Annotated in this window: 15 protein-coding genes; 6 read left to right on the forward strand and 9 right to left on the reverse strand. The window is 57.3% G+C overall.

Annotated elements, in window-relative coordinates; genetic code table 11:
- The first annotated feature begins 28 nt into the window (after window positions 1-28).
- Together PSQ90_RS10875 and PSQ90_RS10880 are read left to right on the forward strand one after the other, a co-directional pair.
- A complete protein-coding gene (locus PSQ90_RS10875; protein ID WP_282210336.1) occupies window positions 29-649 on the forward strand; it encodes an alpha/beta hydrolase in 621 nt (206 codons plus the stop codon).
- Between the two features lie 145 nt (window positions 650-794).
- Window positions 795-2,531: a GGDEF domain-containing protein gene (locus PSQ90_RS10880; protein WP_282210337.1), complete on the forward strand. Its 1,737-nt coding sequence runs from the start codon at window positions 795-797 to the stop codon at window positions 2,529-2,531.
- 12 nt (window positions 2,532-2,543) lie between these two features.
- Here the strand turns inward: PSQ90_RS10880 and PSQ90_RS10885 are convergent, their stop codons facing one another.
- Both PSQ90_RS10885 and PSQ90_RS10890 read right to left on the reverse strand, forming a co-directional pair.
- A complete protein-coding gene (locus PSQ90_RS10885; RefSeq protein ID WP_282210338.1) occupies window positions 2,544-2,837 on the reverse strand; it encodes a GNAT family N-acetyltransferase in 294 nt (97 codons plus the stop codon).
- 24 nt (window positions 2,838-2,861) lie between these two features.
- The gene (locus tag PSQ90_RS10890; protein ID WP_282210339.1) at window positions 2,862-3,566 is read right to left on the reverse strand and encodes a DedA family protein; all 705 of its coding nucleotides are present in this window, start codon (window positions 3,564-3,566) and stop codon (window positions 2,862-2,864) included.
- 136 nt (window positions 3,567-3,702) lie between these two features.
- Here PSQ90_RS10890 and PSQ90_RS10895 point away from each other — a divergent pair, with 136 nt between their 5' ends.
- Window positions 3,703-4,080, forward strand: coding sequence for a RidA family protein (locus PSQ90_RS10895; RefSeq protein WP_282213036.1), 378 nt, complete (start codon window positions 3,703-3,705; stop codon window positions 4,078-4,080).
- Window positions 4,081-4,119: 39 nt separating this feature from the next.
- On the opposite strand, the gene PSQ90_RS10900 is transcribed toward PSQ90_RS10895, so the two are convergent.
- From PSQ90_RS10900 to PSQ90_RS10910, 3 genes are all read right to left on the reverse strand, one after another.
- The gene (locus PSQ90_RS10900; protein WP_282210340.1) at window positions 4,120-4,971 is read right to left on the reverse strand and encodes a fumarylacetoacetate hydrolase family protein; all 852 of its coding nucleotides are present in this window, start codon (window positions 4,969-4,971) and stop codon (window positions 4,120-4,122) included.
- Window positions 4,972-5,042: 71 nt separating this feature from the next.
- On the reverse strand, window positions 5,043-5,474 hold the full coding sequence (locus PSQ90_RS10905; RefSeq protein ID WP_282210341.1) for an RbsD/FucU family protein: 432 nt from the start codon (window positions 5,472-5,474) through the stop codon (window positions 5,043-5,045).
- 36 nt (window positions 5,475-5,510) lie between these two features.
- A complete protein-coding gene (locus PSQ90_RS10910) occupies window positions 5,511-6,266 on the reverse strand; it encodes a GntR family transcriptional regulator (protein ID WP_282210342.1) in 756 nt (251 codons plus the stop codon).
- Between the two features lie 130 nt (window positions 6,267-6,396).
- On the opposite strand from PSQ90_RS10910, the gene PSQ90_RS10915 reads away from it, so the two are divergent.
- Together PSQ90_RS10915 and PSQ90_RS10920 are read left to right on the forward strand one after the other, a co-directional pair.
- Window positions 6,397-7,947 (forward strand): UxaA family hydrolase, encoded by a 1,551-nt coding sequence (locus tag PSQ90_RS10915; protein ID WP_407648111.1) that lies wholly within the window; start codon window positions 6,397-6,399, stop codon window positions 7,945-7,947.
- 70 nt (window positions 7,948-8,017) lie between these two features.
- Window positions 8,018-8,590 carry an NnrU family protein gene (locus PSQ90_RS10920; RefSeq protein WP_282210343.1) on the forward strand — a complete coding sequence of 191 codons (573 nt, stop codon included), beginning with the start codon at window positions 8,018-8,020 and terminating at the stop codon, window positions 8,588-8,590.
- On the opposite strand, the gene PSQ90_RS10925 is transcribed toward PSQ90_RS10920, so the two are convergent.
- Together PSQ90_RS10925 and PSQ90_RS10930 are read right to left on the reverse strand one after the other, a co-directional pair.
- A complete protein-coding gene (locus PSQ90_RS10925; protein ID WP_282210344.1) occupies window positions 8,574-10,481 on the reverse strand; it encodes a diguanylate cyclase in 1,908 nt (635 codons plus the stop codon). The genes PSQ90_RS10920 and PSQ90_RS10925 overlap by 17 nt on opposite strands.
- Before the next feature lie 139 nt (window positions 10,482-10,620).
- Complete coding sequence (locus tag PSQ90_RS10930; protein WP_282213038.1) at window positions 10,621-11,538, reverse strand: SMP-30/gluconolactonase/LRE family protein; 918 nt, start codon at window positions 11,536-11,538, stop codon at window positions 10,621-10,623.
- 139 nt (window positions 11,539-11,677) lie between these two features.
- On the opposite strand from PSQ90_RS10930, the gene PSQ90_RS10935 reads away from it, so the two are divergent.
- Window positions 11,678-12,841, forward strand: coding sequence for an alpha-hydroxy acid oxidase (locus PSQ90_RS10935; protein ID WP_282210345.1), 1,164 nt, complete (start codon window positions 11,678-11,680; stop codon window positions 12,839-12,841).
- Here the strand turns inward: PSQ90_RS10935 and PSQ90_RS10940 are convergent.
- Both PSQ90_RS10940 and PSQ90_RS10945 read right to left on the reverse strand, forming a co-directional pair.
- Window positions 12,838-13,647, reverse strand: a complete 810-nt coding sequence (locus PSQ90_RS10940) for an anti-sigma factor family protein (RefSeq protein ID WP_282210346.1) — start codon at window positions 13,645-13,647, stop codon at window positions 12,838-12,840. The genes PSQ90_RS10935 and PSQ90_RS10940 overlap by 4 nt on opposite strands.
- Complete coding sequence (locus PSQ90_RS10945) at window positions 13,644-14,153, reverse strand: sigma-70 family RNA polymerase sigma factor (protein ID WP_282210347.1); 510 nt, start codon at window positions 14,151-14,153, stop codon at window positions 13,644-13,646. The genes PSQ90_RS10940 and PSQ90_RS10945 overlap by 4 nt, the downstream gene beginning before the upstream one ends.
- Between the last annotated feature and the right edge of the window lie 15 nt (window positions 14,154-14,168).

Genomic DNA, 14,168 nt, shown 5'->3' on the forward strand with positions numbered 1-14,168 from the left:
TGGGCGCAGGACAAGCAAGGAGATGAACATGAGCCATTATCATTTTCGCGAAGGAAAAGGGCGCGATATCAAGGCGCCAGTGTTGTTTTTATTTCATGGCACCGGGGGCGATGAGAACCAGTTTTTTGATCTCGGGGTGCAGTTGATGGCTGGCGCGCGCGTGATTGCGGTGCGGGGCGATGTTTCCGAGCAGGGCGCGCTGCGCTATTTCAAGCGGACGGGGGAAGGTGTCTATGACATGGCCGATCTGGCCACGCGTACGCAGGCTTTGTCTGCATTCGTTAGGGAGCGTCTGACCGAGGGCGAGGCATCAGCCGTGGTTGGGCTTGGATACTCGAATGGGGCCAATATTCTGGCGGCGATGCAATTTGAAAATCCGGATCTGTTTGGTGCCAGCGTTCTGATGCATCCGCTGATCCCGTTTGCGCCCAAACCACAGCCCGGACTTGCCGGACGCGAGGTGTTGATAACGGCGGGGCGGCAAGACCAGATTTGTCCGGCAGAAGCGACGGAGCGGCTGGGCGATTATTTCAGGGTACAGGGCAGTCAGACCGAGATCTATTATCATGCCGGTGGGCATGAGATCGTGGCGACGGAGATTGGCCGGATACAGCAATTTTTGAGCCATTACAGCGTTTTGACGGCATGAAGGTCCGTCAAAAAAGTGATCGATAGAGCGCCGATATCGCGTTTCCTGTTAATATAGTTTAGACGGCTGGGGCGCTAGTTATGGCTGACCGAGCGCGTGTCTTGCGCATGAGTCAGTCGGGATGGAGGAGCGCCCTATAGGCCAGTTGCGACAACGGATTGCTGCCAGTTTGCGCGCACGGGTGTTGCTGCTCGTGCTGCTGGGCTTTGCTGTTGTTGCCGCACCTGCCTATCTGGCATTTGACTGGATCGTTGGCAGCACCATCGTGCAACTGGGCACTTTGTTTGCCGAAAAGCAGATATTGTACGACCGTTATCGTGGCCTTGAAGCGCTCAACCGCGAGGTGTCGTTGGCTGAAACCTTGTCGGGCGCGCAGGCAGTTCGCGACTGGGCCGTGGACGAGAATGATCCGGAGCGGCGCCGTCGTGGCCTGGGTGAGCTTGAACACTTTCGGCAGTCGTTTGCCGACAAGAGTTATTTTTTCGTCGTGGCGAGCTCGGGCAATTACTACTTCAACAATGCATCAAACAGTTTTGCCGGCGAGCAGTATCGCTATACGATCTCGCCGGATAATCCGCGCGACAAATGGTACTATACAACCGCCGCGCTGGGCGATGGATGCCATCTCAATGTGGATAATGATCGCAATCTGGGTGTCACCAAGGTCTGGATGAACTGCGTCATTCGCGAAGGGCGCAAGGTGCTGGGAATTCTCGGCACGGGTATTGATCTGACCGCGTTCGTCAAGGAGGTCGTCAATGTACCCCAATATGGTGTGACGGCGATGTTTGCCGATCGCGGTGGGGCGATTCAGGCGCATCGTGACCGCAGCCTTGTGGCCTATCAGAGCCTTGGGCATGATGTGGATGCCAAGAAGAGCGTGTTCTCGTTATTTGAACGACCTGAGGACAAGGCCAGGGTCCAGCATTTGATGAATCAGGTTGTTGCGGGCGGATCGCTGGTGCGCTCGGCATTTGTGCGGATTGATGGGCGCGATATGTTGGTGGGTGTGGGATATCTGGACAAGCTTGGCTGGTTCAATGTCACACTGATGGATATCGACAAGATCATTGACCGGCGGCTGTTCTGGCCGATCGGGCTGTTGTTGGGACTGGCGGTGCTTGGCGTAGCGCTGGTGCTGTCGATCATATTCGGTCGGCAGGTTGTGGACCGGGTGCGTCGACTTGATCGGGCGGTGCGTGCCGTGCAGCGCGGTGACTTCGGCGCCGCGGAGACACAAAGTCAGAGCCCGGACGAAATCGGGCGGTTGTCGCGCCGATTTGCCGATATGGCAAAAAGCGTGGGTGCGCATACCCAGGAGCTGGAAGAGCGGGTGCGCGAGCGCACCGCTGAGCTTGAAGAACTGGCGTTTCGCGACGGGCAGACCGGGGTGCTGAACCGCCGTGGATTTGGGTCTGTTTATGGCAAGCGCACGCCGGACCGGCAGCATGGGATGCTGCTGATTGATATCGACCGGTTCAAGCAGGCCAACGACAGTTTTGGCCATGCTGCGGGTGATGCGGTGGTGATTGAGGTGGCGCTGCGGATCAGTGCTGCAATCGGGCCGGGCAATTTTTGCGGCCGGTGGGGTGGGGACGAATTCATTGTCCTTCTGGCCGACGGCGCGCCTAACCTGCTGCGGTCCGTTGCTTATGCCGTCATGGCGGCGGTGTGCGATAGTCCGATCATCTTGCCGGATGGCAAGGCAATCAATGTTACAATCAGTGTTGGGGCATGCCTGGCAGAACCCGATGAACCGCTGGAACACGCGACCGATTTGGCTGACACAGCGCTCTACATGGCCAAGGGCGAGGGACGAAATCGGGTGGTGGTTTTTGACCCCAAGGCGTTGTCTGAAGCTGCCCCGATAAGCCGGGCATAAGTGATCGACAGGTCAGGCGCGCAGGTCGGCCCATTCTGGATGGCGCTTGAACTGGACCGCGACATAGGGGCACTGCGGCACGATACGAAAGTTTTGACGGCGCGCGTCAGCAATGGCGGCTTCGACGAGTTGAGCGGCAATACCACGGCCCTCGAATTGAGGCGGCACGCCGGTATGATCAATGAGCATGACGTCGGGCGAGGTCATGGCATAGGTTAATTCGGCCTCAAATCCCTCGTCGAGATCAATGACATAGCGGCCACGATCTGACTGGTGCTGCCGCTCAATGGTGTAGGTCTGGCTCATGAATTGCTCTTGCGTCTAGCGATACTACTGTTTGCCAACGTCGGGTTTGCGCCAGCGATTTTCAATGGAGCGACCGAAGCCGCCGAGCCAGGGGGCAAGCGCCAGCAAGATGGTACGGTGATAGTGCACCAGAATAAATAGGGCGGTCAGCACCAGCGTGCCGACGACAATGACAAGTTCCATTGAGAGGCCGATGGATTTCAGCCACGCCGTCAGGAGCATGCCGGGCAGGATATGGGCGGCGGCCCAGACGAAGGCAGATGTGACGTTGATGATGGTGAAGCGTCGATACGACATGCCCATGATGCCGGCAACGCCGGGAATGACCGCTTTAACGCCAGGAATGAACCTGCCGATAAAGACGCTCTTGCCGCCGTGCAATGCAAAGAATTTTTCACCGCGGACAATCAGTTCGCGATGATATTTGAATGGCCAGATTTCCTTGATGGTATCGCTGAGCATATGGCCAATGCCATAGGACAGGGCGTCGCCGATAATGGCGCCGACCACTGCGGCAATATAGACCTCCCAAAACGGCAGGCGTCCCTCGGCAATAATGCCGCCCACCAGCAGCAGGACCGGCGTTGACGGGACAAAAAGCCCAACTACGAACAGCGCTTCGCCAATGGCAACAGCGAAAATGAAAAAAAACGTAAGCCAGAAATTTCCCGAGATCGCCGTTAGGAATGTCTCTAGATAGGCCGAAATCTCGTGGAAAATATCAATCATGAGTTCTGGGGATACTCCGCTAGCGCTGCACCTTTAACCTGCTGGGAGGTATCGGACAATTGACTTTTCCTAAACTTGGCGGAACCTTGGGCGCTAACGCGATTGGAGTCCAGTCTTGAGCTTACCCTTACACCATATGATTGCGACAGGCCCACGACCTGTAGCCCCCTTTTCCCACGCGGTGGAAGCCGACGGTTGGGTGTTTGTCACCGGGCAAATGCCGACCGATCCCGACGCGCCCGATGCGCCTTTGCCAGAAGGCATTGAGGCGCAGACCCGGCGGGTCATGGAAAATCTAAAGCTGGTGCTAAACGGTATCGGGCTGGGGCTGGAAAATGTGATGTTTGTCCGCATTTATCTGACGCAGTTCGAACGCGACTATGCCCAGATGAACCAGACTTACCAAGGCTATTTTGAAGCGGGCAAGTTACCAGGACGCACAACCATTGGGGTGACCGCGCTGGCTGTAGGGGCACTGGTAGAGATTGACCTAGTGGTCAAGCGCCCCGAATAGCGGCCCGCATACGCCGAAGCGCTGCGGGCCGTCGGATAATCAGGCCGAGTAGGCTTTGGTCATCTGGCGCTGTTCGCCAAGGCCTTCGATACCCAGATGCATGACGTTGCCGGGCTTAAGCCAGACGGGTTCGGGCTTGATGCCCATGCCAACGCCGGGAGGTGTGCCGGTGGTGATGATGTCGCCGGGCTGCAAGCTCATGAACTGGGAGATGTAGTGGACGAGATGGCGCACACCGAAGACCATCGTCTTGGTTGAGCCGTTCTGATAGCGATGTCCGTCGACCTCGAGGAACATCGAAAGGTTCTGTGGATCGGTGATTTCGTCGGCTGTCACCATCCATGGGCCGATGGGGCCGAAAGTGTCGGCGGACTTTCCCTTGACCCACTGGCCTGAACGCTCGGTCTGGAAGTGGCGTTCGGAAACATCATTGACGACGCAATAGCCGGCGACATGATCCAAGGCGTTGGCTTCATCAACGTAACGGGCTTCCTTACCGATGATGATGCCGAGTTCGACTTCCCAGTCGGGCTTGATGGCGTTCTTGGGAATGATCACATCGTCATTGGGACCAACGATGGCACTGGTGGCCTTCATGAACAATACGGGTTCGGTTGGCACGGCCATGCCGCTTTCGGCCGCATGGTCTGCATAATTGAGGCCAACGCATATGAACTTGCCGACATTACCGACGCAGGGGCCGATGCGGCTGTTGCCGTCAAGTTTGGGCAGCATGGCGATATCGGCGGCGCGGATGTTGGCCAGGCCTTCCGGGGTGAGGGCCGTGCCCGCGATGTCGCCGACGACGCCGGACAGGTCGCGATACGTGCCATCAGCATCAAGGATTGCGGGTTTTTCAGCGCCTTTAGCGCCAACGCGGAGCAGTTTCATGGGTTTGCCTTTGAGTGGTGGGAGAGGTTAAAGTGAAAAGATGTCAGGCGCTGTTGGGCGCGCGGGGCGGACTAGTTCGGGCGTATGATACCCTTTTTGAGAATGATGTTGCCGTAGAGGCGCGCTTCGCCGGTCTGGACGATTGCATAGGCGGTTTCGACACGTTCGTAAAAGGCGAAGCGTTCTAGCGAGCCAAGGGCCCTATCGGTCTCATGACGCACAACGATGGCTTCAAATTCGTCCATGATGGGTTCGCGTTGATCGGGATTGCCCACAACCTGCATGCAGATAGCCGATTCGTCAGCGTAACTGTCAAGCGGCATCAGTGAGAGAATGGCGTCGGTTACGTCGGTGGCGCTTTGGCCATCGAGGCGAACCACCTGGGGACCCGATGATTCAGCGGGGAAATTGGCGTCGACAATGGCGATCTCATCGCCATGGCCCATGGCGCGAAGAATATAAAGTAGTTCGGGGCCAAGAATTGGCGGGATCGACTTGAGCATCAATAAGCTTTCTGGAAGTTGGGATTGAGTTGGGGATCAGCCGAAGGGGAAACTGTCGAGTTCTCCGGCCTTGCTCAGGGTTTCGCCATCGGCAAACAGGTCAGGGTTTTGGCGCGCAAAGGCGAACAGTTCGATCATCACGGCGTCGATATGGGCGCGAATAGCCTGAGTGGCGCGGGCATTATCGTTAGCCAGTATGCCATCAAAGATCGCCTGATGTTCGGCGATCGTGAGGTTGAGGCGGCGTGGCGTGATGATCAAGCGGCGGGCGCGGTCAAGATTGGCGCGGGCACCGTCGATGATGTTCTTGATGCGGGTAAAGCGCATCGAACGAAAGATGATGTCATGAAACTCGATATCGATGGCGTGAAATGCTCCGGCATCATCTTCAAGCGCGGCTTCGCGCTGGGTTGCCATGTTGGCGTGCAGATCTTCTATCAGGCTGGTATCGTGTGAACCGATCAGAACGCGCAGGGCTTCGCTTTCGAGGCCTTTGCGGATCAGCATATATTCGCGCACATCGGCAATGCGAACCAGCGACACGGTGGAGCCCCGCTGGGGCGCGATATCGACAAGGCCATCGGCCCGAAGTCGCGCCAAGGCTTCGCTCACCGGAAAACGCGACACGCCCAACTGCTGGCAAACGGCGCCCTTGTCAATGGTTTCGCCAGGGGGCATGGCCAGTGTGACAATGGCGTGACGCAGCGCATTAGTGACGTCCACAGTGACGCTGCCGCGCAACAAAGTGGTGGGACGTTGTAGAAAATGATAGTGATCGACATCCGTTCTCATGCTAACATGTTAGTAACACCAATACCGCATTACAACCTGAATGATGGGGCAAGCCGCAATTAGAGCGGAATTACCCACAGTCTGAACGCTCGTACGCTTTTGCCCAGAGCCCGCACGGAAAGCAATATTAATGTCCGAAACCATGATTCGTCCCGATATCCGAACCCTTGTGCTGCACGCCGATGACAATATCGCAGTGGCGCTGGCCAATCTTGATGCGGGCACGCAAACGCCGCAGGGCACCATTGTGGCCAAGCGAGTGCCCAAGGGGCACAAATTTGCGATGCGGCTGATCAAGGTGGGCGATGCTGTGGTCAAGTTTGGCCAGATCATCGGATTTGCCACCAGTGATATTGCGGTGGGCGAATGGGTGCATGAGCACAATTGCGGGATGGGCGAAGAGCATGGGGCGTTTGAGCGCAATTATGATTTTTGCGCCGGTGTCATTCAGCCAGATATGATCCCGGTTGCAGAGCGCGCTAGTTTCCAAGGGTTTCGGCGTGCCAATGGCAAGGTGGGGACGCGCAATTACATTGGCATTCTGACCAGTGTGAACTGCTCGGCGACCGTTGCGAAGTTCATGGCAGAAGAGATCAACCGCTCGGGTATTCTGGATGATTATCCCGAGATCGACGGGGTCGTGCCGTTCGTGCATGGCACCGGTTGCGGCATGGAGAGCCGGGGCGAGGGTTTTGATATTTTGAAGCGTACGCAGTGGGGCTATGCCTCCAACCCCAATCTGGGTGCGGCGCTGCTGGTGGGGCTGGGATGCGAGGTATTCCAGATCGGCCGGATGAAAGACACCTACAATATTGCTGACAGCGACACTTTCCAGACCATGACCATCCAGGAAAGCGGTGGCACCAAGAAGATGGTGGAATGGGGCGTTGAAAAGATCAAGGAAATGCTGCCGGTAGCGGCTGCGGCGCGACGTGAAACGGTTGATGCATCGGAATTGACGCTGGCGCTGCAATGCGGTGGATCGGATGGCTATTCCGGGATTACGGCAAATCCGGCTCTGGGTTATGCAGTGGATTTGCTGGTGCGTAATGGCGGCACGGCGATCCTTTCGGAAACACCAGAAATCTACGGTGCCGAGCACCTTCTGACGCGTCGGGCGGTCAACAGGGACGTCGGCGAAAAACTAATTGAACGCATCCATTGGTGGGAAGATTATACGGCGCGCAATCATGGCGAAATGAACAATAATCCGTCGCCCGGCAACAAGTTGGGCGGGCTGACCACTATTTTGGAAAAGTCGCTGGGGGCGACAGCCAAGGGCGGCACGATGCCGCTGACGGCGGTTTATGAATATGCCGAATTGGTGCGCGAGAAGGGATTTGTCTTCATGGACACGCCTGGATTTGATCCGGTTTCGGCGACAGGTCAGGTTGCGGGTGGGGCCAATGTCTTGACCTTTACCACCGGGCGCGGATCTGCCTATGGCTGCAAGCCGGTACCCTCGATCAAGCTGGCGACCAATTCGGATATGTTTGCCCGCATGAGCGGCGACATGGACATCAATTGCGGCGATATCATTGAGGGCGTCTCAATTGAAGACAAGGGACGTGAAATTTTCGAAACTATCCTGCGGGTTGCCTCGGGCGAGCGCACCAAGTCTGAGGATTTGGGCTATGGCGACAATGAATTCGTGCCCTGGCAGGTCGGCGCGACCATGTAGGGCGGAGAGCATCGCTAGTTGGCAATTGGCGCATTGACGCTTACCCTCGAACTGTTGGGGGGAGCCGTTCATGTGGGTAATGATTGCGGGACTGGTCATCTTTTTTGCCATTCATAGCGTTCGTATGGTGGCGCCCGGATTTCGGACAGCGCAAATCGGGGCTCAGCCGGGACGGTGGAAAGGCCTCTATGCGCTCGTTTCGCTATTGGGTTTTGCCCTGATTATCTGGGGCTGGGTGCTGTTCCGCCCAGTGGCCGAGCCGGTCTATGATCCACCCATTTGGGGACGCCACGCCGCGATGGCCCTGGTTTGGGTGGCATTTATCATGGTTGTTGCATCCAATATCAACATGCCTGCAGGGCGGATCAAACATTGGGTCAAGCATCCGCTGCTTCTCGGCGTTGGCCTGTGGTCAATCGCGCATCTGCTGGCCAATGGCGATATGGCGTCAGTGATGCTGTTTGGCAGTTTTCTTGTTTATGGGACGGTCAATGGCGTGTCCGCGATGGGACGCGGGGACCCGGCGCCGGTAGTGACCGGACCGCGCGGAGATGTTGTGGCACTGGTCGCGGGAACGGTGCTTTATGCAATATTCGTGCTGTGGCTGCACGGCCTGCTGTTCGGCGTCAGCCCGCTGGGCTGATTGCGGCATCAATGTCATAGCGTTGCTGCCAGCCAGTGACGCGGTCGCGACCGGCGGCTTTGGCATCGTAGAGGGCCTCGTCTGCGCGGGTCAGAATTTCCGAAGCGCGGCGATGCATGGCCGATGGGTCGTAGGTGGCAAGGCCGATACTCACCGTCACTACACCCTTGGTGCTGCCCGAGTGAGGGATCGACAGCGAGCGCAGGGAAAGTCGGATTTTTTCGGCGCTCTGGTAGGCTTGATCTTCGTCTACGCCGGGCAGGATTACGGCGAATTCCTCGCCACCATAGCGCGCCGCAACGTCGGTCGTGCGTGTCAATGTTGAGCGCAGGCACTGGGCAACGACGCGCAAACATTCATCGCCAGCTGGGTGCCCGTAGGTATCGTTATAGGTTTTGAAGTGATCGATATCAATCATCAGGATGCTGATGCTGGTGCGGGTGCGGGCCACACGGCCCAGTTCGATATCGATGGTTTCGTCGAACGCGCGGCGATTAACGAGGTTTGTCAGGCCGTCTGTCGTGGCAAGCTGCTGAAGTTCAACATTTAGGTCAACGAGTTTTTGTTCGGCATTCTTGATCTCGGTATAATCGGAAACCACTACAAGGGCGCTGCCATCGGGCGTTGGACGGGTGCGAATATACAGCCAGCTTCCGTCGCTGAGCCGGACTTCCTCTACGCTCTCGGATTTGAGATTGGCGACGATCTGCTCCATCCACGCGGCGCTTGAATTTTTTGGGATATTGGTCTGCTCCCCCGTTGCAATTACGGCCTTAAGAATGTCTCGCAGATGGGTGCCAGGCACCCGAATATGGGAGGTGTGCGGAAATATCGAGCGATAGCGGTCGTTGGCAAATACCAATGTGCCGGTCTTGTCGAACATGGCCAGCCCGTCCGACATTTCGGCCAAGGCATAAGAGAGCAGATTGCGGCTGTCACGTAGTTCGGTTTCCAACTGCTTGCGTGCGGTAAAATCCTGGGTAACGCCCGCCAGGCCGATGATCTTACCGTCACGATTATGCAGCGGCACCTTGGTGGTGGAATACCAATGGGCAGTACCTTGGGCGTCCGGGAGCAGTTCTTCGCGCTCGGTAATGGGGACGCCGGTGCGCATGACGACCTGTTCCTGTTCCATCAACTCGCGAGCGCGTTCCTCGGGCACCAGGTCAAAGTCGGTCTTGCCTTCCATGTCAGCGGGGTCTGCAAAGCCGTTGACGTTGGCGGTACCCTGATTGACGGCGACGAATTGGCCTTTCTCGTTCTTGATATATTGAAAATTCGGCGCCTGGGCGAGCGCAGCGCGGACGAGATATTGTTCGTGGGCGGCAGTTCGCCCGTGCAGGATTGCAGCGCCGGCCAGTACGACGGCCACAAAAATCATGACCACGGCGGGGACGGCAAATTGCGCCCACATCAAGTTAGCCGATTTGGAAGGAAGGGCATTGATGGACAAGAGAGTGGCCGCGGCGACCATCAGCGCCAATGCGACCACGTCGGTGTGTCGAATATCGCGGCGTCGGATGGCGGCCAATAATCCCAAACCCATCCCCGAGGCCAGCGCGATGGACATTGTGCCAGCTATGGCGCCGTTACCGCCAATAATCAAACGGTAGGCAATGGCAATGGAGGCGGCAACCAGTGCCGACAAGGGCCCGCCAAACAGGGCAGCTACAGCCAGAATTGAAGTGCGCAGATCTATGAACACACCGGGCAGGAGTTCGACGGAAAGGACCATGGTTGCAACGGCGCCAGCCCCCATCAGGGTGCCAAACAGGATATTGCGGAGCAAAGGCGCGTGCCTTTCCAGCCAGTACTGGGCGTGCGTCCACACCGACAGTAGCAGCGCTACAACCGCCAGATTTGCATATAGATCATGCCACGCACTATTCATTACAGCCTACTCGAACGCCAAGGTTGATAAACCCATGGCGGCCATTTTAGGGGCTGGCGAACAATCAAGGATTAACGCGGGGGGCCGAAATATACCTTTCGCGCGTATTGTGATCACAATTCCTCATTGTCCAGCCGGTTCAAGGGGTTTGGAGGCCGATTGCTTTGATTTCCAACGCATAGACCATTTCGCTGGCGGTAATGAAAAGACGCTGTCGAGTGGGGCCACCAAAGGCAAGATTGGAGGTTTTCTTGCCGGTGATAATGCGGCCAAGAAGTGTGGCAGAGGGAGAATAGACGTTGATACCCTGGCCCGTGCTGGTCCAGACATTTCCCTCTCTATCAAGCCGGAACCCATCGGCAAGGCCAACGTCAATATCGGTGAACAGGGCAGGATTAGTCAGGGTATTGGCACCGGTTACGTCGAATTTTCGAATATGGCTTGGCCAGTCGGGATCATGGCTTCGACCAGTGTCTGAAATGTAAAGCGTTGTTTCGTCAGGCGAAAAAGCCAATCCATTGGGTTTGGCGAAATCATCGGCTACGACGGTTAGGGAGCCGTCAGCGGGATCAAGCCGGAAGACGTAGCAGGCATCCTGTTCGCTGTTGGCCTGGTAGCCTTCATGGTTTGACAATATTCCATATGGCGGGTCGGTGAACCAGATGGTGCCATCGGATTTGACGACGACGTCGTTGGGTGAATTGAGACGACCGCCGCGATAGCTGTCGGCGAGGGTGGTGATGGTGCCATCTGGCTCGGTACGCAGGAGCGCGCGGCCGCCGTGCGAGCAGGAGATCAGCCGACCGGACAGATCGCGGGTGTTGCCGTTGATGAAATTGGACGGGGCGCGAAAGATCGACACACCAAGGTCTGGCACATATTGCAACATGCGATTGTTGGGAATGTCGCTCCAGAGCAGATAATTGCCGTCAGCAAACCACACCGGTCCCTCGCTCCAGATGCATTGGTCAAAAAGCGGTTCAAGTTGGGCCTGAGGCTTGATCAGGTTGGCAAATGACGGATCGACAATTTCGAAATGTGCGGCGGTTTCGGCCATGGCATCCCCCAGAATTTTGAGTTGATCCAACAGGAAGGGGCACAATTGGGCAAGTGCTGAAATTGTCGGGTCGGATGCATTGACGACTAACATGTTAGTGGTTAGAGCATGGCTATCGTTTTTGCAGGGGACTCCCGCCATGGCCGCGCTCGACAAAATGCTCACCATCGCTGATCTCAAAGAACGCGCGCGGCGGCGGGTGCCCAAGATGTTTTTCGATTATGCGGATTCGGGCAGCTACACCGAAGGTACCTACAATGCGAATGAAAGCGATTTCCAAAAGATCAAGCTGCGCCAGCGTGTAGCGGTCAATCTGGAAGGGCGCAGCATTGCATCCACCATGTTGGGCAAACCCGTTGCCATGCCGACAGCCGTTGCGCCGGTGGGAACGCTGGGCATGCAAAATGCTGATGGGGAAATCAAGACCGCCAAGGCGTGCGAAAAATTTGGCATTCCCTTCACGCTCTCGACGATGAGCGTGTGCTCGATCGAGGATGTTGCCGAAAACACCACAACCCCGTTCTGGTTCCAGCTCTATGTGATGCGGGATCGGCCCTTTGTAGAGCGGCTGATTGATCGGGCGCGGGCGGCCAATTGCAGCACGCTGGTATTGACCATGGATCTGCAAATTCTGGGGCAGCGCCACAAGGATATTCATAACGGGTTATCAACCCCGCCAAAACTGAATGCCTATAGCGTATGGCAAATGATGTTGCGACCCGAATGGTGCATGGGCATGTTGGGCACCAAGCGATGGACGTTTCGGAATATCGCAGGCCATGTCAGTGGCGTGGTCGATCTGGGGTCGTTGTCTCACTGGACGGCATCGCAGTTTGATTTGACGCTCAATTGGAAAGACGTGGCCTGGATCAAGAAGCGGTTTGGCGGCAAGGTTATCGTCAAGGGTGTGCTTGATCCCGAAGATGCCAAGCTGGCGGTTGAGCATGGTGCCGACGCGGTGATCGTTTCCAACCATGGCGGCAGACAGCTTGATGGTGCACCCTCGAGTATTCAGGTCCTGCCCGAGATTGTCGACGCGGTGGGCAATGCCACCGAAGTCTTCATGGACGGGGGCATTCGCAGTGGTCAGGATATCATCAAGGCACTGGCGCTAGGGGCCAAGGGGACGTTTCTGGGCCGCTCGATTGTCTATGGTCTGGGCGCGGGCGGACAGGCCGGCGTCACCAGGGCGCTCGATATTATCGCCAAGGAAATGGATACAACCATGGCGCTGATGGGAGAACGCGATATTCTCAATATCGGGCCCAAGAATGTCTATTCCAACGATATGGTCCGCGACTAGCCCTGCCGTTCCGGTGGTTTATTTGCCTCCTCAAGCGCAGTGAGCTGCTGATAGACCGCGCGACCAATGGTTTTCATCTGCGCGTCGGGCAAGGTGCCGACGACTGTGCAAGTGATGAAGGGATTGGTCCAGAACAGGGCTTCGGTCTGATCGAACCGGGCATTTTCATAGACATCGCCCTGTCCGCGCACGGCGGCGGTAATATAGACAGTGACGCGCTCGGCAGCGGCGTTTTCATACATGATCTGGGCAGCGCGGCCAGTTTTGGGATCACCGGGCAATAGCCGTCCGCCGACAAGGAAAAATCCTTCGCCCGTCAGGTCAGGGGTGCCAATCGGGGTGGCGAGGCGGTTGGAGAGCCAACTCACCAAATGATCCTGCTCGGCGGCGACCACTTCGACGGCGTGGCGTTTTTCAGCAACAAAAATATTGTGAGCGTAAACGGCGCTGGCCATCAACTGGTCGTTGGCGCTAGGCGAGCGGTCAAGATAGGCACGGCCAAACCAGCCCGCACCCAATCCCAATCCGACAAGAATGATAGCGGCAGCGGCCCAACGGACCCGGACATTGTGATGGCGCGATTGTTCGGCGGCGAGGCGCTGGACCCGCAAGCGGGCCGGGACGGGTTCGGCGGCGGCTGGCGCGTAAAGCGTGGCGATGGCATCGCGCTGGCGCTGCAACAAGGCGACTTCGGCGGCTGCATCGGCGTGGGTTTCGAGATAGATCCTGACGGCCGCAGAATCAGCGGGGGACAGTTGGCCATCAGCAAAGGCCATCAGCATTTCACGCGTCATCGGGGCGCTCATTTGACGGTCCTCAAACGGGGCTCGGAACTGTTGCCGTTGCTGGCGCGCAGAGTGGTACGGGCGCGGCCAAGGCGGGACATCAATGTGCCCTGGGGAATGCCGAGAATTTTGGCGGCCTCATTATAGGAAAAGCCTTCCAATGCGATCAACAGCAATGCCTCCTTTTGCTCGGGCGGCAGGGATTGGATGGCGCGAGCCAATTCGGCCAGTTCCATATGACCATGCTGGGGTGCCGGCGTTGCTGGCTCTGTGGCCAGATCATCGAGCCCAACGGCCGTGCCGTGGCGGCGTTCAGAGCGCAAACTGTTTCGGAACAGATTGAGCAGGATTGTAAAAAGCCAGGGGCGCACCGGACCGCGCGGGCGAAACAGGCTGCGGCGAGAAATGGCGCGCTCAAGGCAATCCTGAACCAGATCATCGGCCAGATCGAGGTTACGTGTCAGCGCCCGCGCATAGCGGCGCAGGGCTGGCACGGCCTGTTCGATCTGGTCGAGAAAATCACTCAAAATTCTACGCGGTCC

Source organism: Devosia rhodophyticola (assembly GCF_028816475.1).
Classification (GTDB): domain Bacteria; phylum Pseudomonadota; class Alphaproteobacteria; order Rhizobiales; family Devosiaceae; genus Devosia; species Devosia rhodophyticola.

Coding starts and splice junctions, on each gene's coding strand:
- PSQ90_RS10875 (WP_282210336.1), top strand. CDS start 29: ATGAGCCATTATCATTTTCGCGAAGGAAAAGGGCGCGATATCAAGGCG.
- PSQ90_RS10885 (WP_282210338.1), bottom strand. CDS start 2,837: ATGAGCCAGACCTACACCATTGAGCGGCAGCACCAGTCAGATCGTGGC.
- PSQ90_RS10890 (WP_282210339.1), bottom strand. CDS start 3,566: ATGATTGATATTTTCCACGAGATTTCGGCCTATCTAGAGACATTCCTA.
- PSQ90_RS10895 (WP_282213036.1), top strand. CDS start 3,703: ATGATTGCGACAGGCCCACGACCTGTAGCCCCCTTTTCCCACGCGGTG.
- PSQ90_RS10900 (WP_282210340.1), bottom strand. CDS start 4,971: ATGAAACTGCTCCGCGTTGGCGCTAAAGGCGCTGAAAAACCCGCAATC.
- PSQ90_RS10905 (WP_282210341.1), bottom strand. CDS start 5,474: ATGCTCAAGTCGATCCCGCCAATTCTTGGCCCCGAACTACTTTATATT.
- PSQ90_RS10910 (WP_282210342.1), bottom strand. CDS start 6,266: ATGAGAACGGATGTCGATCACTATCATTTTCTACAACGTCCCACCACT.
- PSQ90_RS10915 (WP_407648111.1), top strand. CDS start 6,397: ATGTCCGAAACCATGATTCGTCCCGATATCCGAACCCTTGTGCTGCAC.
- PSQ90_RS10920 (WP_282210343.1), top strand. CDS start 8,018: ATGTGGGTAATGATTGCGGGACTGGTCATCTTTTTTGCCATTCATAGC.
- PSQ90_RS10925 (WP_282210344.1), bottom strand. CDS start 10,481: ATGAATAGTGCGTGGCATGATCTATATGCAAATCTGGCGGTTGTAGCG.
- PSQ90_RS10930 (WP_282213038.1), bottom strand. CDS start 11,538: ATGGCCGAAACCGCCGCACATTTCGAAATTGTCGATCCGTCATTTGCC.
- PSQ90_RS10935 (WP_282210345.1), top strand. CDS start 11,678: ATGGCCGCGCTCGACAAAATGCTCACCATCGCTGATCTCAAAGAACGC.
- PSQ90_RS10940 (WP_282210346.1), bottom strand. CDS start 13,647: ATGAGCGCCCCGATGACGCGTGAAATGCTGATGGCCTTTGCTGATGGC.